Annotated in this window: 16 protein-coding genes; 7 read left to right on the forward strand and 9 right to left on the reverse strand. The window is 71.8% G+C overall.

Annotation, left to right across the window (positions count from 1 at the left end; genetic code table 11):
* Nucleotides 1-138: 138 nt before the first annotated feature.
* Nucleotides 139-2,682: a glycosyltransferase gene (locus tag ASF89_RS10410; protein ID WP_055814372.1), complete on the forward strand. Its 2,544-nt coding sequence runs from the start codon at nucleotides 139-141 to the stop codon at nucleotides 2,680-2,682.
* Nucleotides 2,683-2,782: 100 nt separating this feature from the next.
* Here ASF89_RS10410 and ASF89_RS10415 read toward each other — a convergent pair whose 3' ends face one another.
* The 3 genes from ASF89_RS10415 to ASF89_RS10425 all read right to left on the reverse strand — a co-directional run bounded on the left by ASF89_RS10415 (nucleotide 2,783) and on the right by ASF89_RS10425 (nucleotide 7,473).
* Entirely contained in the window at nucleotides 2,783-3,430 is a 648-nt protein-coding gene (locus ASF89_RS10415) for a hypothetical protein (RefSeq protein ID WP_055796153.1), read from the reverse strand.
* Nucleotides 3,427-5,604 (reverse strand): hypothetical protein, encoded by a 2,178-nt coding sequence (locus ASF89_RS10420; protein ID WP_156463368.1) that lies wholly within the window; start codon nucleotides 5,602-5,604, stop codon nucleotides 3,427-3,429. Before ASF89_RS10420 ends, ASF89_RS10415 begins: the two co-directional genes overlap by 4 nt.
* A gap of 156 nt (nucleotides 5,605-5,760) precedes the next feature.
* Complete coding sequence (locus tag ASF89_RS10425) at nucleotides 5,761-7,473, reverse strand: DUF563 domain-containing protein (RefSeq protein WP_162240690.1); 1,713 nt, start codon at nucleotides 7,471-7,473, stop codon at nucleotides 5,761-5,763.
* A 205-nt stretch (nucleotides 7,474-7,678) separates the two neighbouring features.
* On the opposite strand from ASF89_RS10425, the gene ASF89_RS10430 reads away from it, so the two are divergent.
* Nucleotides 7,679-8,644, forward strand: coding sequence for a glycosyltransferase family 2 protein (locus ASF89_RS10430; RefSeq protein WP_055814381.1), 966 nt, complete (start codon nucleotides 7,679-7,681; stop codon nucleotides 8,642-8,644).
* Between the two features lie 68 nt (nucleotides 8,645-8,712).
* Here the strand turns inward: ASF89_RS10430 and ASF89_RS10435 are convergent, their stop codons facing one another.
* A complete protein-coding gene (locus tag ASF89_RS10435) occupies nucleotides 8,713-9,450 on the reverse strand; it encodes an ABC transporter ATP-binding protein (RefSeq protein WP_055796141.1) in 738 nt (245 codons plus the stop codon).
* Entirely contained in the window at nucleotides 9,447-10,283 is an 837-nt protein-coding gene (locus tag ASF89_RS10440) for an ABC transporter permease (RefSeq protein WP_055814383.1), read from the reverse strand. Before ASF89_RS10440 ends, ASF89_RS10435 begins: the two co-directional genes overlap by 4 nt.
* Nucleotides 10,284-10,386: 103 nt before the next feature.
* Here ASF89_RS10440 and ASF89_RS10445 point away from each other — a divergent pair, with 103 nt between their 5' ends.
* The 4 genes from ASF89_RS10445 to ASF89_RS10460 all read left to right on the forward strand — a co-directional run bounded on the left by ASF89_RS10445 (nucleotide 10,387) and on the right by ASF89_RS10460 (nucleotide 16,101).
* Nucleotides 10,387-11,541, forward strand: coding sequence for a glycosyltransferase family 1 protein (locus ASF89_RS10445; protein ID WP_055814386.1), 1,155 nt, complete (start codon nucleotides 10,387-10,389; stop codon nucleotides 11,539-11,541).
* Complete coding sequence (locus ASF89_RS10450; protein ID WP_055796134.1) at nucleotides 11,538-12,392, forward strand: glycosyltransferase family 2 protein; 855 nt, start codon at nucleotides 11,538-11,540, stop codon at nucleotides 12,390-12,392. The genes ASF89_RS10445 and ASF89_RS10450 overlap by 4 nt, the downstream gene beginning before the upstream one ends.
* Before the next feature lie 590 nt (nucleotides 12,393-12,982).
* Nucleotides 12,983-15,001 carry a glycosyltransferase gene (locus ASF89_RS10455; protein WP_055814389.1) on the forward strand — a complete coding sequence of 673 codons (2,019 nt, stop codon included), beginning with the start codon at nucleotides 12,983-12,985 and terminating at the stop codon, nucleotides 14,999-15,001.
* On the forward strand, nucleotides 14,998-16,101 hold the full coding sequence (locus tag ASF89_RS10460) for a glycosyltransferase family 2 protein (protein WP_055814393.1): 1,104 nt from the start codon (nucleotides 14,998-15,000) through the stop codon (nucleotides 16,099-16,101). Before ASF89_RS10455 ends, ASF89_RS10460 begins: the two co-directional genes overlap by 4 nt.
* 15 nt (nucleotides 16,102-16,116) lie before the next feature.
* Here the strand turns inward: ASF89_RS10460 and ASF89_RS10465 are convergent, their stop codons facing one another.
* The 3 genes from ASF89_RS10465 to ASF89_RS10475 form a co-directional block, all read right to left on the reverse strand.
* Nucleotides 16,117-18,003 (reverse strand): glycosyltransferase, encoded by a 1,887-nt coding sequence (locus ASF89_RS10465; protein ID WP_055814396.1) that lies wholly within the window; start codon nucleotides 18,001-18,003, stop codon nucleotides 16,117-16,119.
* Between the two features lie 83 nt (nucleotides 18,004-18,086).
* Entirely contained in the window at nucleotides 18,087-18,947 is an 861-nt protein-coding gene (rfbA, locus tag ASF89_RS10470; protein ID WP_055796118.1) for a glucose-1-phosphate thymidylyltransferase RfbA, read from the reverse strand.
* The gene (locus ASF89_RS10475) at nucleotides 18,944-19,558 is read right to left on the reverse strand and encodes a dTDP-4-dehydrorhamnose 3,5-epimerase family protein (protein ID WP_055796114.1); all 615 of its coding nucleotides are present in this window, start codon (nucleotides 19,556-19,558) and stop codon (nucleotides 18,944-18,946) included. Before ASF89_RS10475 ends, rfbA begins: the two co-directional genes overlap by 4 nt.
* A gap of 134 nt (nucleotides 19,559-19,692) precedes the next feature.
* Here ASF89_RS10475 and ASF89_RS10480 point away from each other — a divergent pair, with 134 nt between their 5' ends.
* Nucleotides 19,693-21,423 carry a glycosyltransferase family 2 protein gene (locus ASF89_RS10480; protein ID WP_055814398.1) on the forward strand — a complete coding sequence of 577 codons (1,731 nt, stop codon included), beginning with the start codon at nucleotides 19,693-19,695 and terminating at the stop codon, nucleotides 21,421-21,423.
* On the opposite strand, the gene ASF89_RS10485 is transcribed toward ASF89_RS10480, so the two are convergent.
* Entirely contained in the window at nucleotides 21,413-22,468 is a 1,056-nt protein-coding gene (locus ASF89_RS10485; protein WP_055814403.1) for a glycosyltransferase, read from the reverse strand. The genes ASF89_RS10480 and ASF89_RS10485 overlap by 11 nt on opposite strands.
* Nucleotides 22,469-22,578: the final 110 nt, after the last annotated feature.

Genomic DNA, 22,578 nt, shown 5'->3' on the forward strand with positions numbered 1-22,578 from the left:
GAGACTAACGCCCGGCGCCCCGCCGGACGCCCAGCTCGGCCGGCGACGCCCCGCGCACTCCCCCGGGCGCGAACGGCCCCGTTGCTAGACTCGGGCCTTCCCGCTCTCGCCAGAAAGCTCTCGCCTGAAAGGCAGTCCGTGACTGAACGCCGCCCCGGAGTCGTCTCCGTCGTCCTCGTCAACTTCCGTGGTGCCGACGACACCATCACCTGCATCACCGAGCTGAAGGCCGTCGACTGGCCCGCCGAGCTGCTCGAGATCGTGGTGGTCGAGAACGGATCGGGAGACGACAGCGCCCGCCGCATCCGCGAGGCTCACGGCGACGTCCTGCTCGTGAAGTCGAAGAAGAACCTCGGCTTCACCGGAGGCAGCAACCTCGGGGTCGCGAAGTCGAGCGGCGAGTTCGTCGCCTTCCTGAACAACGACGCGCGGCCGCATCGTTCGTGGGTCCGCGAGGCCGTCGGCACGTTCCACCACGGGCGCGACATCGCGGCCGTCGCCTCGAAGGTGCTCGACTGGGAGGGCGAGAAGATCGACTTCGTCGACTCCGCCGTCGCGTGGTTCGGCATGGGCCACAAGCCCCACTACCTCGAGGCCGACGACGGCACCCACGACGAGGCCCGCGACATCCTCTTCGGCACCGGGGCGGCCCTGTTCGTCCGCGCCGAGGTCTTCGAGCAGGTGGGCGGCTTCGACGAGCGGCTGTTCATGTTCTACGACGACGTCGACCTGGGCTGGCGTCTCAACCTCCTCGGCTGGCGCGTCCGATACCAGCCGAAGAGCCTCGCGTACCACAAGCACCACGCCTCGATGAAGTCCTACGGGGACTTCCGAGAGCTCTACCTCCTCGAGCGCAACGCGCTCTACACGATCTACAAGAACCTCGACGACGAGACCCTCGCCACCGTTCTGCCCGGGGCCATGGCCCTCATCGCGCGCCGGTCGCTCGCGCGGGGCGGGGTCGACTCGGGCGTGCTCGATCTGCGCGTGCCCGGAGACGATTCGCAGCCCGATCTCGCGATGCCCAAGACGAGCGCCGCCGGCTTCTTCGCCCTCGACGCCTTCGTCGACGACCTCCCGTCGCTCACCGCGACCCGGCGCGAACTGCAGTCGCAGCGCACCCGCAGCGACCGCGAGCTGGCGCCCCTGTTCGGCACGACCGACACCCCGCTCGCCGACATGCCCCGTTACCTCGACGGCTACGACGCCGTCGTGAACTCGTTCGACATCCTCGCCGGCGCGTTCGCCCCAGGTGCCGGGTCCGCGGGCGAGCCCCGGGCGACGGGCGCCCGTCGGCGCATCCTCATCATCACGGGCGACTCGTTCGGCAAGAAGATGGCCGGGCCCGCGATCCGGGTGTGGAACATCGCGACGCTGCTGAGCGCCGAGCACGACGTGCGGGTCATCAGCCTCACCACGGCCGAGCCCCTCGACGCCCCCTTCGACATCCAGGTCGTCTCGCCGCACTTCCCCGCGCCGATGACCAAGCACGAGGCGTGGGCCGACGTCATCATCGTCCAGGGCTACGCCCTGCAGCAGTTCGAGGTGCTCGAGAGCACGTCGAAGGTGCTCGTCGTCGACATCTACGACCCCATGCACCTCGAGCAGCTCGAGCAGGGCCGCGAGAAGGCCCTCGACGACTGGGACGACCAGATCCTCGGCGCAGCCGACTCGCTGAACAAGCAGATCGGGCTCGGCGACTTCTTCCTCTGCGCCTCCGAGCGTCAGCGGATGTTCTGGCTCGGTCAGATGGCCGCCATGGGCCGCATCAACGCCTGGAACTACAGCCGCGACGAGTCGCTCGACTCGCTGCTCGCCATCGCGCCGTTCGGGCTTCCGAGCACACCGGCGGTCCACACCCGCAAGGCCCTCCGCGGCGTCGTGCCCGGCATCGGCGAGAACGACAAGATCGTCGTCTGGGCCGGAGGGCTCTACAACTGGTTCGACCCGAAGACGCTCGTCCGGGCCATCGCCGATCTGGCCACCCGCCATGACGACGTCCGGCTCTTCTTCATGGGCACGAAGCACCCGAACCCCGACGTGCCCGAGATGGCCATCGTCCGCGAGACCCGCGAGCTCGCCCGTGAGCTGGGTGTGCTCGACAAGAACGTCTTCCTCAACGACTCGTGGGTCGACTACGACGATCGCCAGAACTACCTCCTCGAGGCGGACGCCGGGGTCTCGACCCACTTCACCCACGTCGAGACGACCTTCTCGTTCCGCACGCGCATCCTCGACTACCTGTGGACGGGTCTGCCCATCGTCAGCACCGAGGGCGACAGCTTCGGCGACCTCGTCGCGTCGTCCGAACTCGGGGTCGCGGTGCCCGAGCTCGACGTGGACGCCCTGTCGGCCGCGCTCGAGAGCGTCCTCTACGACGACGCCGCCGCAGCGTCCGCGCGCGCGAACGTCGAGGCCGTGAGATCGCAGTTCGTCTGGGAGAACGCCCTCGCGCCCCTGGTCGAGTTCTGCCGCAACCCCGTCAAGGCGGCCGACAAGATGCACGTCGTCTCGGCCGTGGCCCCGGCCCCGCGCACCTCCGCCGCGAGCCTCATCACGCGCCGGCCCCCGCGTCGCCACGGGCTCGCTCACGACATCGAGCGCGCCGCGTTCTACCTCCGCCACGGCGGGGTGGACGCCGTGTGGTCGCGGGTGAAGCGCCGCGTCATCAAGCCGCGCTGACGACGACGCAGACGACGAGAGCCGCTCCCCTCGAGGGGAGCGGCTCTCGTCGTCTCGGTCGACGACCCGACGACGGGTGTCAGGCCACGAGCGTCAGGCGTCAGCCGACGGTCACCGTGGTCGGCGCGGAGTCGCCGACGGCGTCCGCCGACTCGTAGTGGACCCGCACCTGCCAGTCGCCCGCCACGAGTCGCTCGGACGACAGCGTGAGACCGCCGCAGACGGTCGACTGCGCGTCGGCCTGGGCCCTGAACGGCTCCGACTCGACGACCTCGCCGCCGCGCTCCGCGACGACGGTGCACGACCCGCCCTGCTCGACGATCGACCCCATGACGGCCGCGCCCTCGATGGCGCTGGTGCTGGGCTCCCAGACGAGACGAGGGGTGAAGACGTCGGTCGCAGTCTGCTGCCCTCCGGTCGGCGGCGGTGTGGATGCCGCCGGCTGCGTCGGCTCGCCGGTCGGCGTCGCACTCGGCTCGGCGGGTGCCGTGGCGGTGGGCGTCGCGGGGTCCGCGCCGCCCGCGCTCGGCGTCGAGGTGGCGGAGGCCACGGGCGGGGTCGTCGAAGCCGTCGGCGCCGCGTCGGGGCCGTCGTCGCTCCCGACCATGACCGCGACGAGGATCGCCACGGCGGCGACCAGCACCACACCCGAGACGACGGCCCAGATCCTGATCTGACGCCCCCGAGCGCGGTCCTCCGCGTCGTGGTCGTCGAGGCCCGTGCCCTCGCCCGATCCCCGACCGCTCATCGGACCGTCACCGTCCTGCAGTTGAGAGGCGTGTCTCCCCCGACGCCGCCGGCGCTCCGGGCGACCGCGCAGACCTCGTGAGAACCGGCCCGGACTCCGCGGACGTTCGCCGTGAAGCCGTGGTTCGCACCCGATGCGGGGAACGCCCTGGCGATGTCCGGTCGGGCGGTCGAGGCCGTGACGACGCCCCGGGAGACGCCGTCGATGCGGATGTCCACGGTGATGGGCTTCGTCTTCAGATCGGCGTCGAGAGCCCAGCCGCTGATGTCGACGCGTCCGGCCGTCGTGCTCGTGACGTTGTCGACGCGGCCCTGGGGCCAGGTCGTGCTGACGGTGGCCGTCCGGCACGAGGGCAGAGCGACGTCCTTCCCGTCGCCGGCGTTGACCGCCGTGGCGCAGATCGCGTACGTGCCGGGGTTCATGCCCGAGAGCACGGCCGTCCATCCGCGGTAGGGCCCGGCGCTCGGGTAGGCCCGGCCCACGTCGGGCCGGTTCGCCGTCGCGTTGACCGTGGCGACGGTCTTCCCGTCGACGCTCACCCGCACCTTCGTCGCAGCGGAGGTGGAGGGATCGAGCGCCCAGCCCTTGGCGTAGAGCAGGCCGGCCGAGCGGTGCTCGAGCAGTTCGAACCGACCCTTCGGCGACGCCTCGGAGGCCGAGGAGGCGCTGGCGACGGTGGCCGTCTTGCACGGGCCGAGACGGGCGCTCTGCCCTCCGCCGATGTTCATGCCGTAGGCGCAGAAGCTGTGCTTGCCCGGAGGCAGCGACACGGTCGCGCTGTACCCGCGAGCGGGTCCCCAGTCCGGGTAGGCGCGGCCGATGTCGGGGCGGGAGCGGTCGGCGGTCACGGTGGCGACCTTGCGACCGTCGGCGTAGATCTGCACGCCGATCGAGCGCGAGGCGTTGGGGTCGAGGGCCCACCCCGTCACGGTCGCCTTGCCCGCGGCGGGAGAGGTGACGGCGTCGAGACGGCCCTGCGGGTCGCTCGACATCGTGAACGTCCTGCATCCCAGCTGCGTGTTCGAGCCGAAGCCGACGTTGATGCCGTAGACGCAGAACTGATGCGACTTCGCCGTGGTCTTGGGGATGTCGATCGAGAACCCGTGAGCGGCCCCGTACCGCGGGTGCGCACGGCCGACGTCGGCTCGCGAGACGCTGGCCGTCGCGGCCTTCGAGTAGCGGCCGTCGACGTAGACGTGGACGGCGATCGGGTCGGCGGTGTCGGGGTCGATGGCCCAGCCCTTCACCCGCGCCGTCCCCGCCTTGACGAACGAGACGGCCTCGAGCTTGCCGAACGGCTTGACGTCGCCGGTCGTGCTGCCGAACCAGTCGGTGTAGAGACGGAAGAAGTTCCGGTTCCCGTAGGCGCTGCAGGAGTCGCCGGTGCCGTACATGTTGCGGAGGGCCGCCGCGTTCGGCTGATAGGGCGTGTAGTAGTACAGCGCCGCGGTCGCCTTGTTCTGGATGCGGACGGGGCTCGAGCCGCAGGCCGAGTTCGGGTTGTAGAGCACGTTGCTGACCTTGCCGACGGGATACCAGTTGAAGAAGCTGCTGGTGCCGTAGACCTTCATCTGGTGCGCCGACGAGTACAGCTGGTTGAAGAGGCCGTAGTAGGAGGCGTCGCAGGCGCCGTTCGTCGTGTCGGGGCAGGCGTAGCCCATCGCGCGTCCGAGGCGCTCGTTCGAGGGGTTGCCCGAGTACGTGACGAGCGACTGCTCCTTCTCGAGGATCACCAGCATCACCATGGCGCTGACGCCGCAGGCCGCGGAGACCTTCTGGATGATGGTCGCGGTCGACTCGCTCGACGCCCCCGCGTACCGCCCGCAGTACTTGTCGGCGGCCCGCGTGTTCGAGGCCACCTTCTTGACCTTGAGGCAGTTCGACCCGGTGCACGAGCCGCCCTTGCTGTTGAGGAACGACTGGATCTGCGTCCCGGTCATCGCGTTCGACGCGTAGAAGTTCGCGTCGCTGATGATGAAGCCCGGATCGAAGTCCGCCCCGGAGGCGCTCGTCGCCGATGCCGCGGAGGGAGCGGCGACCGCCGGTGCCGGCTGAGCGCCGACCACGAGACCGCCGGCGGCGACCGCGACGGCCGCGACCACCGCGGTCAGGCGGAGGAGCCGGGACCCGAGGGGTCGAGGCGCGCGCGCGAGCCCGGTGCGTGATGAAGACATGTCGTTACCTGATCTGTCGGACACGTCGTCGACGGCCGCGCACGAGGCGCCCGGGATGGCCGGTAGACGAGGTAGCTGCGTGGAGCACCGCCGATCGAAGGCACCCCTGTGTGACCAGGGTACAAAATTATCCCGCGGTGTCCAGCCGCCCGACCGTCAGAGCGTCGCGAGCAGCTCGTCCAGGTCGCCCCGGTTGCGAGCGAAGTCGAACTCCCAGGCGGACTTCGACGCTGCGGGATCCCAGCTCCCCTCGACCCGGGGGACGTCGGCGGCGCTCCAGAAGCAGTGGACCTGCGCGCCCGAGAGCAGCCCGAACAGCTGCTCGTCCTTGGCCAGGTACGACTCGTGGGCGAGCAGCAGCACGGCCCGCGGCGCGGCGGCGAAGAGGACGTTGAACATGGCGGCCCCTCCGAAGCCCGCGACGACCTCGGCTCCGGCGAAGAGGGTGGCCTGCTCGGCGAGGCTCAGCGTCTCGGGCCGCACGACGGTGAATCCGCGTCGGGCGAAGTGCTCCTCGACCTCGACGGCGTTCCGGCAGTTCCGCGCCTCGAGGTCGGCGGGACGCGTCACGAAGATCTTCGTCGTCTTCGACGCGCCGGGAGCGACGAGGGCTCCGCGCAGGGTCGCCCAGACGTCACGCAGCCCCGGGTGCGCGTAGTGCGGGTAGTCCTTCTCCCACATCGTGGTGGCCGCCACGAGCGTCTCGACCTCGACGTCGTCGCGGACCCACTCGACGTCGTCGTCGGCGATGCCGAAGGCGCGGAACAGGTCGCGCTCGAACCCGGGTTCCGTCGTCTTCGGCGCGAGCCGGTAGATCGCCTTCAGCCCGGGGACGGCGCGCTTCGCCTCGGCCCAGCCCCAGAGCTTGCCGACGGTGTCGGTGAGGACGTGCCCGTACTGACCCGGCCAGGCGCAGCGGAGGTCGTAGTAGGCGCCCTCCAGCCTGCGCGGCGACGACTCGCCGACCGCGGCGAAGTTCGGGGTGGGGTTGCGCCCGATCTCGGGTGCGACCTCCTTCTTGAACGGCGACTTGAAGGAACCGGGCAGGAGCGTCTGCCCGACGCGGGTCACGAGTCGCTGTCCGAGCACGACAGGGGCTCCGTAGTGCCGGAGCGGCAGCTCGGGCACCTCGTACTCGGCGCTCAGCACCGACTGGGGGGCGGTGCTGCGATGCGACACGACGGCCCCGCCGGTCGCCGTCACGACCGTCGACGGGAGCCGGTCGAGCTCGACCAGCCCGAGAGACGGGAGCCGCTGCGGCAGCACGTCGTCGGCTCGGTGCTCGCCCACCTTGAGCTGGTGCGAGCCGCTCTTCGTGAAGACGATGCCGTCGGGCGTCGCCGTCATGTCGCGTGTCGACCGGGCCGCCTCGGTCTCCTCGCGGCTGATGCCGTCGATCTCGCCGTCGCGGATGGTGGCGAGGCGGTCCAGCGCCGTCGTGGCCGAAGCGCTGGTGCCGTCGACGCTCGCCAGGACGAAGGTGCCCCCGTCCGCGAGGTGGAGGTACGAGCGGCCCCAGGTCGCGAGCGCGGCCTCGACCCGGACGCGGCGCAGGAACACGAAGGCGTCGAGCGTCCCGATCCGCTCGAGCAGGGGGCCGAGCGCGTCGTTGCCCGGGGCGGAGTGCCAGACGACCCGGCCGATGTCGGGTCGGGGCACGTCGGGGCCGGGGAGGACGACGTGGACGTCGGCCGTCGGGAACAGATCGACGACATCCGACACGAGACGGGTCTGGTCGGCGTCGACGACGACGACGACCACGGCGTCCGGGCCGAGCTCGGGGACTCGCGAGCGCCACGTCGTCCGCTCGGGGAGAGCCGACGACGCGTCGGCGGTCTCGGTCTTCGTGCGGGTCTTCAGCTTCGCCATGGTGTCGTCTCCCTCTCGTCGGCGGGGAGCCGACGTGCTGCCGGGCGGAGGGACGACCTCGCCCGGGCCGTCGGCCACCGTAGCAGTCGGGGCTGCGCGGGCACCGTCGCGCCACGGCCGTCGCGCTCGTCGGCCGCCCCCGGCCGCGCACGAGCGCCCGGTATCGTGGATCCGCCGCGCCCCGCGGCCGAGGAGAGGCGCGCGCATGACGACGGTCGACGTGGTGGTCGTGAACTGGAACGGGGCCGAGGTCGTCGGGGACTGCCTCCGGTCGGTCGTCGCGCATCGGAGCGAGCACGAGGTCCGCATCGTCCTCGTCGACAACGACTCCCGGGACGACTCCCTCGTCGTCGCCCGCGACGCCGCCCCGGGGGCGTCGGTCGTCCGCACCGGCGAGAACCTCGGCTTCGCCGGCGGGGTGCAGGCCGGCATCGCCGCCTCCGACGGCGACGTCGTCGTGCTGCTCAACAACGATGCGACCCTGGTGGCCGGGTTCGTCGACGCCGCCGTCGCGCGCCTCCTCGGCTCCCCCTCTCTGGGCGCCGTCACGGGGCGTCTCCTCCTGCTCGAGCCGCGGGCGGACGGGGTCCGGCTCATCAATTCGACCGGCGTCGAGATCACGGCGTCGGGGAACGGACGCGACCGGGACTGGCTCCGCGCGGAGGACGAGGGATCCGGCTCGCCCCGGGAGGTCTTCGGACTCTGCGGCGGAGCGGCCGCCCTGCGGCGGACGGCGCTCGACGACGTCGGCGGGTTCGACCCGACGCTGTTCCTCTACTACGAGGACACCGACCTCAGCTGGCGGCTCCGACTCGCCGGATGGGCGATCGAGTACGAGCGCGAGGCGACCGTCCTGCATCGGCACGCCCACAGCACGGTCGAGGGGAGCCCGCTGTTCGTCCGGCAGAACACCCGGAACCGGCTCGTCGTCGCGACCCGCTACGCCCCTCCGAGCGTGGTTCTCCGGGCCTGGGCGGCCACCATCGTCCGCACGGCGCGTCTCGGCGTCTCGGCTTCGCTGGGCCGCGGCTCGAGAGACACTGCCCGCGCGGTCCGTCGAGGGCTGGCCTCCGCCGTGGGAGCGCTCCCCCGCGACCTCGCGACCCGGCGGCGGTGGAACCGGCGGTCCGCGCTGTCGTCATCGGCGCGCCGGAGCCTCATCAGCCGCTGACAGAACGACGATGCGGGCGGCCTCCCGGCCGCCCGCATCGTCGGAGCAGGTGACGCGCCGTCGGCGGGTCAGCGGCTCTTCATGAAGTCCTCGTAAGCGGGCGCGACCTCGTCGACCGCGCCGGCGTGGACGAGCTGGCCCTTGTCGATCCACGCGACCTGGTCGCACATGCGCCTGATGTTCGCCATCGAGTGGGTCACGAGGATGACCGTGCGCCCACCGTCGCGGAGCTCGTTGAACTTGTCCTGGCTCTTGCGCTGGAACGCGCTGTCTCCGACGGCGAGCACCTCGTCGACCACGAGGATGTCCGGTCGGACCGTGATGGCCACCGAGAAGCCGAGGCGCACGTACATGCCCGACGAGTAGTTCTTCACGGGCTGATCGATGAAGTCGCCGATCTCGGAGAAGTCGACGATCTCGTCGAAGCGGGCGGCGACCTCCTTGCGGCTGAGCCCGAGGATCGACCCGTTGAGGTAGACGTTCTCACGTCCCGTGAGCTCGGGGTGGAAACCGGAGCCGACCTCCAGCATGGCGGCCAGGCGACCGTTGTACTCGATGGAGCCCTCGTTGGGCGAGAGGATCTTGGCCAGGCACTTCAGCAGCGTCGACTTGCCCGAGCCGTTGCGGCCGATGAGTCCGAAGGTGGACCCCTTCGGCACGTCGAAGCTCACGTCGCGCACGGCCCAGAAGTCCTCGCCGACGACGCGGCGACCGCGCATGACGGTCGACTTGAGGGTCCGGTTGTTCTCTTTGAACAGTCGGAACTTCTTCGACACGTTGTTGACGGTGACGGCGGGTTCGCTCACAGCAGTTCTGCCAATTTCTTCTCGTTCTTCCGGAAGATCCACAGGCCCAGGACGATGAAGACCGCCGCGTAGCCGAGGCAGAAGAGGGTGTCGTCGAGCTCGGGCAGCCGCTGATCGTAGAGCAGCGTGCGGAACGCCGAGATGAAGCGCTCGACGGGGTTGAGGCGGTACAGGTCGAACAACGTCACCGAGCCGAACAGCGGCCCGAGGTTGTCGCTCGCGTTCATGACCAGGGTCAGGGGGTAGACGACCGGGCTCAGGTACATGAGGAGTCGGAGGGCGATGCCGATGAGGTGCTGCGTGTCCTGGAAGTAGACGTTGACGACGGCGAGCATGAGCCCGAGACCCGTCGCGAAGATCAGCATGAGCGCCATGAAGAGCAGGACGACGGGGAGGAACACGAGGACGCCCGGACCGCCGACGATCAGGAGGGCGATCACCAGGATCCCCATCTCGACGCTCCAGTTGAAGCCCGAGGCGGCGCTCGAGGAGAGCACCAGCGTCGTCCGGGGGAAGTACACCTTCTTGACCAGCGCCGAGTTCGACCAGATGGCCCCCATGCCGCTGTTCACGGCGTTGGAGAAGAACTGATAGGGCAGCAGACCGCAGAGCAGCCAGATGAAGTAGGCGTCGATCCCGCTCGGATCGCCCGGCCCGGGATCGTTCCGGAAGATGATGCTGAACACGAACGTGTAGACGAGCATCGAGGCGAGCGGGTTCAGCAACGACCAGAGCTGCCCCAGGACGGTCCTCTTGTAGCGCCCCGTGATCTCACGCTTGGTGAGATTGAAGAGGAGCTCTCTGGAGGACCAGAGTTCCTGGAAGTACGTCATGGAGATCCTTGCGAGACGGGAGGCGAAGTTCACGCCTGCAAAACTCGGCTAGCTTAGACTGGCCGAATCAGATCGCAATCCTAGCCGGAGCACCTTCGACCTTTTGTCCACTCACATCCGTGCCCTGGTCGACGCGACGGCGGTCCCCGACGACCTCGGCGGCGTCGGTCGCTACGTCACGGGATTCGTCGGATCGTTCCGCTCCGGCAGCATCGAACTGCACGTCGTGGTCAAGCCCGGGCCGCAGGCCGACTGGTTCGAGGCGCATGCTCCGCACGCGGTCGTCCATCGCGCGCCCGCCGCGCTCCGACGCACCGCAGTCCGTCTCGCCTGGGAGCAGCTCGGCCTCCCCCTCCTGGCCCGCCGACTCCGCGTCGACGTCATCCACTCGCCGCACTACACGCTGCCGCTGCTGAGCGGTCGTCGCCGCGTGGTGACCCTCCACGACGCCACGTTCTTCAGCGACCCCCAGTGGCACATCCCCATGAAGGCCCGGTTCTTCCGGCTCTGGACCCGGCTGGCGCTCCGTCTGGCCGACGCCGTCATCACCCCGAGTCAGGCGACCGCCGACGAGCTCGCGCGGCTGGTCGGGCGCGCCCCGCGCCTCCTCAGGGTCGCGCCCCTCGGCGTCGATCGGGACGTCTTCCGCGAACCCGCCGCGGCCGAGGTCGATCGACTGCGCGCCGATCTCGGGCTCGGCGACGAGCCGTACGTCGCGTTCCTCGGCACGATCGAACCGCGCAAGAACGTCCCGGCGCTGATGGAGGCCGTCTCGCGGTTCTCGACGAGCCGGGTCGCCCGCGGCGAGCGCCCCTGGACTCTCGTCGTGGCCGGCGCCAGGGGCTGGGACTCCGAGACCGACGGAGCCGTCGCCGCCGCCCCGAGCCTGCAGCGCATCGTCGTGCCCGGCTACCTGCCGCTCGAGCAGCTCGCCGCCTACCTCGGCGGTTCGGAGTGCGTCGCCTACCCGAGCCTCGGCGAGGGATTCGGCCTGCCGGTCATCGAGGCCCTCGCCTGCGGCGCGCCCGTCGTCACCACCGAGCGCCTGTCGTTGGCCGAGGTCGGCGGCGACGCCGTCGACTACACCGGTGTCTCGGCCTCGGAGATCGCGGCTACCCTGGAGCGCGTCGCCGCTCCGGGAGTCGACCGGGCCGCCCGTCGGTCACGGGGCCTCGCGAGGGCAGCCGAGTTCACCTGGACGCGGTGCGCCGCCGTGCACGACGACGTCTATCAGGCCGCCGCGAAGGGAACACCGTGAACGAGACACCCCGCGTGGCCGTGGTCACCGTGTCGTACGAGTCGGGCGACTACCTCGAACGGTTCGCCGCCAGCATCGCCGCGTCGTCCGCCGATCCGCTGACGCTCGTGGTCGCCGACAACGGCTCGACCGACGGCGCTCCCGAGCTGCTCCGCGAGCGGCGACCCGACGCCACCGTGCTGCTGCTCGACGACAACAAGGGGTACGGAGGCGCGGTGAACGCCGCCTGCGCCCGTCTCGCTCCCGAGATCGAGTGGATCCTCGTCGCCAACCCGGACGTCGAGCTCGGCCGGGGGTCCGTCGACGAGCTGCTCGACGAGCTGCACCGCCATGACGACGTCGCCGCCGTCGGGCCGCACATCGCGGACGCCGCCGGCAGCACGTACCCCTCCGCCCGCAAGTTCCCGTCGTTCACGGACGGGATCGGCCACGCCCTGCTCGTCCGCCTCTGGCCGGGCAACCCGTGGTCGCGTCACTACCTGCAGACGAGCACGGCCGTCGAGCCCCGCGACGTCGACTGGCTGAGCGGGGCCTGCCTGCTCCTGCGCCGTTCGGCCTTCGAGCAGGTCGGCGGCTTCGACGAGCGCTACTTCATGTACTTCGAGGACGTCGACCTCTGCTTCCGCCTCGGTCAGGCCGGATGGCGACGGCGGTACCGGCCGTCGGCCGAGATCATGCACGTCGGCGCCCACTCGACCACGACGCGCCAGGCGGCGATGGTCCGGGCGCACCACGAGAGCGCGGCCCGCTTCGTGGCGACGCGCTACCCGGGCCCGCTCTGGGCCCCCGTCCGAGGTCTCGTGCGCATCGGTCTGCGCGTCCGGGCGACCCTCAGCACCCGCCTGGGCTGACGACGACGGCGTCCGCCGGGTCGGGGCGGGCGCGAGTCGACGGCCGCACCGCCGTCGGTACCATCGAGCGAGAACACTGACCGACGTCGGCCACGGCCGCGGGAGGCGAGAAGATCATCGGAACACGGACATCCGCCCTGGACCGCCTGACCGGCGCGCTCCGGCGCTCGTCGGCCGCCGCTCTCGCCCGCCGCGAATCCTGGGCCCGCCGCCTCGACCGGGCCGGCGTTCTCGACCGCGGCTACTACGAGCTGCAGACCGGCCGGACCTTCTCCTCCGATCTCGACGCGCTCCGCCACCACCTCGAGCGTCCCGAGGGCGCCGACGTCTCCCTCAACCCGTTCGTCGAGCCCGAGTGGCTCCTCGCCGCGCACGACGACGGGTCGCCCTTCGACGCTCAGCTGCTCGACCCGCGGGGTCAGCGCTCACCGGGACCGTTCTGGGAGGTCGCACCCGACGCCTCCCCCGTCGAGGCCGTCCGCGCGGCGACCGACGAGGCCCTGGCCGATCCGTCGTCGCGCGCGGCCCGACACCGCGACGCCGTCCTGGCCGCCACCGGCCGGCTCCGGGACCTCGCCGACGCGGCCGCCATGACCGAGACCCCGTCGCCCACGGCCGCGCCCGGCGCAGCCCCCGACCAGCCCCTCGACGTCGTCGTCCCGTCCGGTGACGACCCCGCCGACCTCACGCACCGCCTCGATCTCCTCGTCGCGCAGACGCACCCGTCGTGGCGAGCCGTCGTGGTCGCCGATCCGCACCCCGGCGAGACCCTGGCCACCGCCGGGGCGTTCGCGGAACGCGACGCGCGCATCACCGTCCTCGACATCGACAGCGGCAGCCACGGCGAGACCCTCGACGCCGGCGCGGCGGCGGGCTCGGCGGCGCTCGTGGCCTTCCTGCCCGTCGGCACCCGCTGGGCCCCACCCCACCTGCGCCTCATGGCGACGGCGCTCGGCGCCGCTCCCGGTTCGCTGGCGGTCTCCCGGTCGACCAACACGATCAGCGGACCCGGCGTCGACCGCTCCGCCGGAGCCTCGGTCGAGTCGTCCCTCGTGCTCGGCGACGTCGTGCCGCTGGGCGCCCTGCTGATCCCCCGCACGACCCTCGGCTCCATCGGCCCCGTCGACACGACCCTGGGCGGAGGGCACGCGTTCGACCTCGTCCTGCGCCTGCTCGCGGCCGCGCCCGTGGTCCCGGTCGCCGGTTCGCAGGTGCGCCACCGGGCCCCCGCGCGACCGGGCCTGCCGACGACGCCCGACGACCCCCGCGTCTGGGACAAGCACGTCATCGAGCGCCGCCTCGTCGACTGGCCCGCCCAGCGCGCCGCTCTCGGCGATCGGGTCGCCGACCGCCTCTCGGTCTGCATGCCCACCTACGAGGACTGGTCGATGACCATCCGGGCCGTCGACGCCGTCCTCGCCACGGCCGGAAGGCGCGACGTCGAGGTCGTCGTGGTCGACAACGGGTCCCGGCGCTCGGTCTCGACCATCCTCACGTCCCGGTACGTCGACGACGACCGGGTCGTCGTGATCCGCGCCCCGCAGAATCTCAACTTCGCCCTCGGCTCGAATCTGGCCTTCGCGCGCTCGACGGGGGCGGACGTCCTGTTCCTCAACAACGACACCGTCGTCCAGCCGGAGGCGCTCGACCGGCTGGTGGCGCGCCTCCGGTCGGATCCGACCACGGTGGCCGTTCAGCCGCTCCTGCTGTACCCCGACGGGACCGTGCAGACGGCGGGGACGTTCTTCGGCGGCGACCGCATCCTGCCCTGGCATCTGCTGGCCGGGCACCCCCGCGAGGACGCTCTGCGCGGAGGCGTCACGCGGTTCAGCGCGGTGACGGCGGCCGCCATGCTGCTGAGGGCCTCCGACGTCGTCGAGCTCGAGGGCTTCGACACGCGCTTCACCAACGGACTCGAGGACGTCGACCTGTGCCTGCGGGCCGGCGCCCTCCGCCCCGGCGCGCACCACGAGGTCGAGCTCGCCGCCGTCGTCGAGCACCACGAGAGCAAGAGCACGGGTCGCAAGGTGACGAACACCGTCAACCGCGCGCTCTTCGACGAGAGGTGGCAGGGCGCCTACCCCGACTCCGATCTGCATCGGTACGCGGCCTACGGCTTCGCGGCGCCCCACCTCGAGTCGACGCCGCCCGCCGAGCACCGGCAGCTCCGACGCGCGTATCCGATCGTCGTGCGCCCGCGCCGCCTCGTCGCCACGGGCCCGGACACCGGTGCGCCGTGCCTGCGCTGGGCCATCAAGACGCACGCCCCGACGACCGCGGCGGATCCGGGGCGCGACGCCCTGGTGACCCGACTCGTCGCGGCACTCGAGCGGCGGGGGCAGGAGGTCGTGGTCGACGGTCGAGGCGACCACTACCGCCCGTCGGGTCACCTCGACGACGTGACCCTCACCATCGAGGGCGACGTCGTCGTCAGCCCGCAGCCGGGTGCGCTCGCCATCCTCTGGCGCAGCCGGAGCACCCCGCTCGACGCCATCGTCACCCGCATCAACCACATCGTCGTCCCGGTGACCGCCGGCGCCGACGTCGAGACCGAGACAGACCGCCTCGTCGAGCTCGCGCTCGACCGGGCCCGGAAGGACGCCCTGTGACCCTCGCCATGACCATGATGGTCCGAGACGAAGCCGACATCGTCGAGTCGATGCTCGAGTTCCACCTCGCACAGGGGGTCGACGTCGTCATCGTGACCGACAACGGCTCACTCGACGGCACCGCCGAGATCCTCCAGCGGTACGCCGACGACGGGCGCATCGTGCTGCACCACGACCCGGTGCAGAAGAAGCAGCAGGGCGAGGTCGTCACGAAGATGGCCCGTGAGGCCCACACGCGGTACGGGGCCGACTGGGTCGTCAACGCCGACGCCGACGAGTTCCTCCGCCCGCTCGACCCGGAGCTGACCCTGCGCGAGGTCTTCGCCCGGATGCCCGTCGCCCTCCAGTCGTTCCCCGTGCCGGTCACGAACATGGTCGGGCACCCCGCCCGGAGCGGCGCCGGCATCGACCGGCTCGTCTACCGCGACCACCGCAGCGAGGCCGCTCTCAAGGCGGTCGGGGTCCACGCGCAGCCCACGCCGAACGCCATCCACGTCGGATCCCCCGACGTCGTCGTGCGCCAGGGGAACCACTACGTGTCGATCACGAGCACGGGGCGCCCGCCGGCCGGTCTCGAACTCGAGGTGCTGCATCTCCCCTGGCGCTCGTGGGCGCAGTTCGAGCACAAGGTCCGCATCGCCGGCCTGTCGTACCGGGCCAACCCCGATCTGAAACCGAGCCCGAACCACCACGGCATGCGCGACTTCGCCCGTCTCGAACAGGACCGTCTGCTGCCGGCGTATCTGATCCGTCAGCCCGACCCGCGCCTCCTCGACTCCGACTCGGACGAGTTCGTCCGAGACGACTCGCTGGCCACCGCGCTGGCCTCCCTGCCCCGCCCCACGAGCCCCGCGGCACTCGCCGCCGACGACGTCATCCCCGACGACGAGGTCGCCGAGCTGCGCGCCGTGGGTCTGCACAACCTCATGATCGAGCTCGACGGCCAGGCGGTGCTGGAGGCGAGCAAGGTGCGCTGGGCGGAGGAGCGGCGGCGTCTGCAGGGCGCCCTCGCCGCGAAGGACGCCGAGCTGGCGGCCTTCCGTGATCGCCGCATCGTCAGGATCGCCGACCGTCTCGGCTCGGCGGTCCGCCGAGGCTGACCCGGGTCGGCCCGGTCAGCGCCCGCGGACGGCGACGGCGGCCTCGAGGAGGGTCCGCGCGCGATGGGCGAACGAGTGCTCCGCGGCCACGGCCGCAGCCCTCGCGTGCCGCTCGGCGTCGGTCGGCCACGGCCACGTCGGGTCGAGTGCCTCCGTCAGGTCGGCGTCGGCGCCGATCTGCACGACGCTGTCGCCGAACAGCTCGGAGATCCCGTCGACGGAGTCCGAGACGACGCGGGCTCCCGAGGCGACGGCGTCGAAGAGCCTGTTGCTGATGAATCCGCCGGCGGCCATGTCGGCCCAGTGATCGTTCAGGACGACACGGGCACTGCGGTAGGCCGCCGACAGGCGGTCGTTGGGCAGGAACGGCCCGCGGACGTACCGGGGGTCGACGTGGTCGGCCCAGCCCCCGCCGTAGAGGGCGAGGTCGGCACCGGCGGCGACCGCGCCTCTCACGAGAGGGCGGAACTCCCCGCGCGTCGAGCCCACGAAGAGCACGTCGGAGGTCAGCTGCGGGTCGGGCTCCCCCGGGTGGAAGCGGGCCGGATCGGTGGCCTGCAGGAGGGGCTCGACCGGGATCCCGGTGCGACCGGCGGTCGCCGCGGCCCAGGCCGAGGACGCCGCGAAGACGCGGTCGTACGGCGCCATCTCGTCGGCGGTCACCTGGTCGGGGTGGCTGATCACCCAGAGGAGGCTCGTCGTGTCGGGGCGCGGCTCCGGCGCACCGAGCCCGCGGATCACGAGCGAGACGTCGTCGAGGCCCTCGGAGACCGGGCGGCGGTGCGAGTGCCGGCGGTCGACGACCACACGCTGACCGAGCGCCCGCAGCTCGTCGGCCAGATCGTCGGCGAAGTACACGTCACCCCAGGTGTCGCCCAGGGGACCGGCGCTGGCCGCGATCTTGATCGACCAGCGGAGACGCGGAAGACCCTCGACGACCTCGAAGCGAGGGTCGATGCGTCCTCCCCCGACCGTCGTGGCGCCGTCGTCCGCGCGCAGCGGGAGGGCGGGGTCGACGACGAGGCCGGCGCTCTCGAGCACCCGCGCGGCCCGGCCGTCGGCGACGAGGAACGACATCGCCTCGGCGTCGTCCGGCGACTCGACGCCGCGCTGCACCTTGCCGACGTGGTTGAGCCGGCCCGCCGCCACGAACGTCGTGCCCCCGGCGACGCGACCCGTCACGGCCGCGACGGCCGTCGCCTCGTGCCGCGTGCGGGGAGCCGGGCGGAGCTCGGCCGTCGCGACGGCGAAGACTGGCTGGTCGGCCGCCGACACCCGCACGTCGGTGGCGAGGAGCACGTCCTCGAGCGGGAATCCCCGGAAGAGCGACTCGACCGCGTCGTCGGCCCGGTGCCGGACGGCTCCCGCGCTGACCACGACGTCGTCCTTGCTCTGCACGACCGCCTGGACGACCCCGCCCCGCTCGGCGTGAGCCGTGAGCAGCCCGCGGACGACCGCCGGCTCGATCTCCATCGCGGCGTCGACGACGAGAGCGGTGACCCCGCCGAGCACGGGGATCCCCCTCGTGTAGGCCGCGTCCCACGTCGGCGCGAGCGTCGGCGCCACCCACCGGGCGCCGACGAGCGCCGGTGCGCGCCAGCGCACGAGCGGGGCCCTCTCGGGCACCAGGTAGGGCGAGACGACGATCTCGGTCGCACCCTCGGGGAACGCCCGCCGGAGCCGGTCGATGCGATCCTGGGTGACGTGCAGATGATCCTGCCGCACCGTGAGGAGGACGCTGACGACACCGGGGTCGAGCTCGTCGCGGGGCACGGCGAGCTCGTCGGCGAGCCGGTTGCGCTCCGCCGCCCGACGGGTCAGAGGCGAGGCGATCCTCACCAGGGCCGTGCGCGGACGACGCGCCATGCCGAGAACGCCCTTGACCCTCGTGGTGACGCTCATCGGTGCTCCTCGTGGTCGTTCGTCGCTCGGGCGGGCGCTCCCGCGCCGACGGGCGCTTCAGCCCGTCGGGCCGGCGAGTCGCCTCAGGCCAGCAGTCGCCTCAGGTACACGCCGTAGCCGCTCTTGGCCAGCGGCGCGGCGAGGGCCTCGAGCTGGGCGTCGTCGATCCACCCGGCGCGCCAGGCGATCTCCTCGACGCATCCGATCTTGAAGCCCTGGCGGTCCTCGATGACGCGGACGTACTCGCTCGCCTGCATCATCGACTCGAAGGTCCCGGTGTCGAGCCAGGCGGTGCCGCGGTCGAGCACCTGCACCCGCAGGCGGCCCGCCTCGAGGTAGCGCTCGTTGACGGTCGAGATCTCGAGCTCGCCGCGCGCGCTCGGCTCGATCGTCTTCGCGATGCCGACGACGTCGTTGTCGTAGAAGTACAGACCGGGCACGGCGTAGTTGCTCTTCGGCGCCGCGGGCTTCTCTTCGATCGACACGGCCGTGAAGTCGTCGTCGAACTCGACGACGCCGTAGGCGGTCGGGTCGGACACGTGGTACGCGAAGATCGTCGCCCCGTCGACCTGGGCGTTCTGGCGGAGGCTCGAGCCGAGACCCGTCCCGTGGAAGATGTTGTCGCCGAGCACGAGCGCGACGCTGTCGTCGCCGATGAAGTCCTCGCCGATGACGAAGGCCTGCGCCAGACCGTCGGGCGACGGCTGGACCGCGTACTCGATGGTCATGCCGAGGTGCGACCCGTCGCCGAGCAGCGCCCGGAACTGGTCGTTGTACTCGGGGGTCGTGATGACGAGCACCTCGTTGATCCCGGCCATCATCAGCGTCGAGAGGGGGTAGTACACCATCGGCTTGTCGTAGATCGGCATCAGCTGCTTCGAGATGCCCTTGGTGATCGGCCAGAGGCGCGTCCCGCTGCCGCCGGCGAGGATGATGCCCTTCATCGTCCGGCTCCCGTCCGCAGGGTGTCGTAGTAGGCGCGCGCGGCGTCCCAGGTCGGCAGCAGCCCGGCTGCGGCGGCCTCGGCGAGCGTCGGGGCGTCGGTGTCCTTCGGCGACAGCAGGAGCTCGCCTGCCTCGTCGGGGAACGCCAGGGCGACGGCCTCGTCGAGCGGGTCGATGCCGTGCTCGCGGGTCGGCTGGTACACGTCGGTCACGAGGTAGCTGACGGTGGCGCCCTCGGTCAGGGCGACGAAGCAGTGACCGAGCCCCTCGGAGACGAAGATCGCGCGACGGTCGACGTCGTCGAGCCGCACCGAGTCCCACTGCCCGAACGTCGGCGAGCCGACCCGGATGTCGACGACGAAGTCGAGCACGGCGCCGTGCGTGGCCGTGACGTACTTGGCCTGGCTCGGCGGGACGTCCGCGAAGTGGACGCCGCGCACCGTGCCGCGCTTGGACACCGAGGTGTTGGCCTGACGCAGGTCGATGGAGCGGCCCGTCGCCTCCTCCAGCTGGTCGAACCGGTACCACTCGAGGAACGTCCCGCGGTCGTCGTCGAACTGGCGGGGGGTCACTTCGTACGCGTCGGGGACGCTCAACTCACGGATCTGCACGGCTCAGAGTCTAGACGAAGCGGTCCAGGCGGCCGCCAGGTCGCCGGGCGGCCGGTCGGGCCGTCGCGACTAGCATGGCGGGCGGCCCACCGGCTCGGGGAGCGCCTCCCGGCCGTCGACGAAAGGACCGCGCCGTGTCGACCGAGACGCCAGCCGAATCGCCCAGCCCCCTGCTCTCCGTCGTCGTCCCCGTGCACGACGTCGGGACCTGGCTGCCCGAGTGCCTCGACACGATCGCGGCTCAGCGGGTCGACCTCGAGGTCATCGTCGTCGACGACCACTCGCAGGACGACTCGCTCGACGTCGCCCTCCGCCACGCCGCCGCCGACCCGCGCTTCCGGGTGCTCGAGGCCGTCGAGCGCGGCGGGGCGGCCGCCCGCGACCTCGGCGTCTCCCACGCCAGAGGGCGGTACCTCGTCTTCGCCGACGGGGACGACCTCGTGCCCCGGGGCGCCTACGCCGCCCTCGTCGGAGCCCTCGAGTCGTCGGGCGACGACCTCGCCGTCGGCGACTTCCTGAAGTTCGACGCCCGGAGCACCTGGCGTCCCTCGGCGGGCTTCGCCGCCTTCGGCGCCGATCGGAACGGGGCGACCCTCGGCGACGTGCCGTCGCTGCTGAGGTTCCGGGCCATCTGGCACAAGATGTTCCGCCTCGACCAGTGGCGCGCGCTCGACATGCGGTTCCCGGCCGTGCCGCGGTCGAACGACATCGTGCCGATGACGACCATGCTGACCCGCGCCTCCTCGATCTCCGTCGTCACCGACGTCGTGTACGCGTACCGCGACCGCCCCGGACACGGCTCGATGACCCGTCAGGCGGGCCAGCTGACGGGGACCCTCAGCTACTTCGCCCAGGAGGCGCGGTGCGCTGCCCTGGTGACGGCCGACGGACGCGATGCGGTCGTGGACGAGTACTTCTCGATGGTGCTCGTCAACGACGGCTGGGTCCACCTGAAGAAGCTCATGACGCAGGGCCCCCTCGACATCGACGTCGAGAGCGGCCGTTCGCTCGGCGACTCGGTGGGCGCCATCGTGGACGCGGCGCCCCGGGCGCTCGTGGAACGGCTCGGGCGCACCCAGCGTCTGCTCTACCGCATCGTCTCGGCCGGTCGGGCGGACCTGCTCTGGTCGGTCCCCGACGTGCCGGGGTCGACGGACGCCGTGCCCGACGAGGCTGCCGAGGCGGCCGCCTCGCTCGACCGCGCCCTCGATCTCGTCGCCCTGCTCGACGCCCCGGCGGACGACGCGACGCGAGCCGCCGTGATCGACCGTCGCGTGGTGCCGCATCTCGTCCGCCTCGCGGGGACGCCGTCGCCCGAGGCACGGGAGGCCGCGGTCGCCGCGAGCGGGCGACTGCCGACCGAGCGGGTGTCGCCGCAGTCGGCCGCGGTGCTCCGTCTCGCCCGCGACGGACGATGGGACGACCTCGCCGAGCTGGCGACGACGCTGCGCGAACGACGCGTGGACGTCGTGGAGTTCGAGGGGGCCGACCCGGTCGTCCGAGCGAGCGGCGCCGGTGCTCTCAGCCTCGTGCTCCGCCACGACGGGGGCGAGATCGCCGCGTGGGTCGACCTCGAGGCCGGACGCCCGGTCACGGCGCCGCTCCCCCGTCGCGTCCGCCGCACGCCCGGCCGGTGGAGCGCGCAGATCCGGGTGCCCCTCGGCGACGCCGGCGTCGACGTGCCGGCCCTGGTCTCGCAGGGTGCCGTGCAGCGGCCGGACGGCGCGCTCGTGCCCGTCGTGGTGTCCCAGGCCGACGGCGCGGACTCCGAGCTCGCGTTCATCACGAGGTCACGCCTCGCCCGCCGCGTCGCGGGGGCGCTCGTGCGTCGCGGCCGTGCGCAGGCGGCGCGCCTCAGACGCTGAGCGAGTCGTACAGGTCGAGCATGTCGGTCGACATGGCGTACGGCGTGTAGCGCAGGGCGTACCGGCGCGCGGCGGCGCGGACGTCGTCGGACGGGACGAAGTCGTCGATCGCCGCGGCGAGCGCCCGCTCTCCGCCGTCGGGGTCGGAGAACCGCACCCAGGGCTCGTCGCGGAACTGCTCGACGAGGTGCGGGAACCCGGGCACGATGACGGGGAGCCCGAAGGTCGCCGCGAGGTGCATGCTGCCCGAGTTGAGGATCGCGGCGTACGGCACGACGAGCACGTCGGCGGCGGCGAACCACCGCCCCGCGTCGTCGTCGGGCACGTAGCCGTACCGCGCATGGACCCTCGCCCCCTCGGGGACGAGCCCCTCGGTCGTCACCCGGTCGGCGTGCGACGCGTGACCGGCCAGCAGCAGCGTCGCACCGGTCGAGCCGATGACCGAGAGCAGCGTCGAGACGCCCTTGTACGGCTTGATGTGCCCGAAGAACAGGACGGTCTTCTCGTCCGGCTCGAGGGAGAAGGAGGCCCTCGACTCCGCACGCGTCCACGCCTGGTCGTAGAGGCCCTCGTAGCTCGGGTGCGCGATGACGGCCTGCTTGTCGAGGGGGATGTCGTAGACGTCGGAGACGACCTCGCGGGTCTGCGGCGACATCACGTGGACGGCGCCGGCGAGACCGACGAGGGCGCGGCTGAGCTCGATCTCGTGCCGAGGCCACGGGCAGTCGTGCGGGAGGCGGTTGTGGACCGTCCAGATCAGCCGGACGCCGCGCGCGGTCGCCTCGGTCAGCGCATCGACGACCGTGGCGAGTCGGCGATCGGCCTCGCGCTCGTCGGCGGCGTTCTGCACGAGCAGCGACGTCCAGTGCAGATGGACGACGTCGCCGGCACGGCCCGCGGCGACGGCGTCGAGGAACGAGCCGAGCTCGCGCTGCTCGTCGATCGTCCACCCGTCGGCCCGGAGCGCCAGGTAGGCGATGTTCAGGAAGGGGTTCTCGGGCCAGTAGGGGAACACCACGGCGGTGCCGGTCGATCGGTCGCTCACGGGTCCTCCTCGGGCGTCGGCTCACGATTCTAAGGCAGGGGCCGCCCCCGGCCACGGCGCGGCCCCCTGGTATCGTCGATCCGGATCATCCGCGCGCGACCGAGCGCGGT

Source organism: Frigoribacterium sp. Leaf172 (assembly GCF_001424285.1).
Taxonomy (GTDB): Bacteria; Actinomycetota; Actinomycetes; order Actinomycetales; family Microbacteriaceae; genus Frigoribacterium.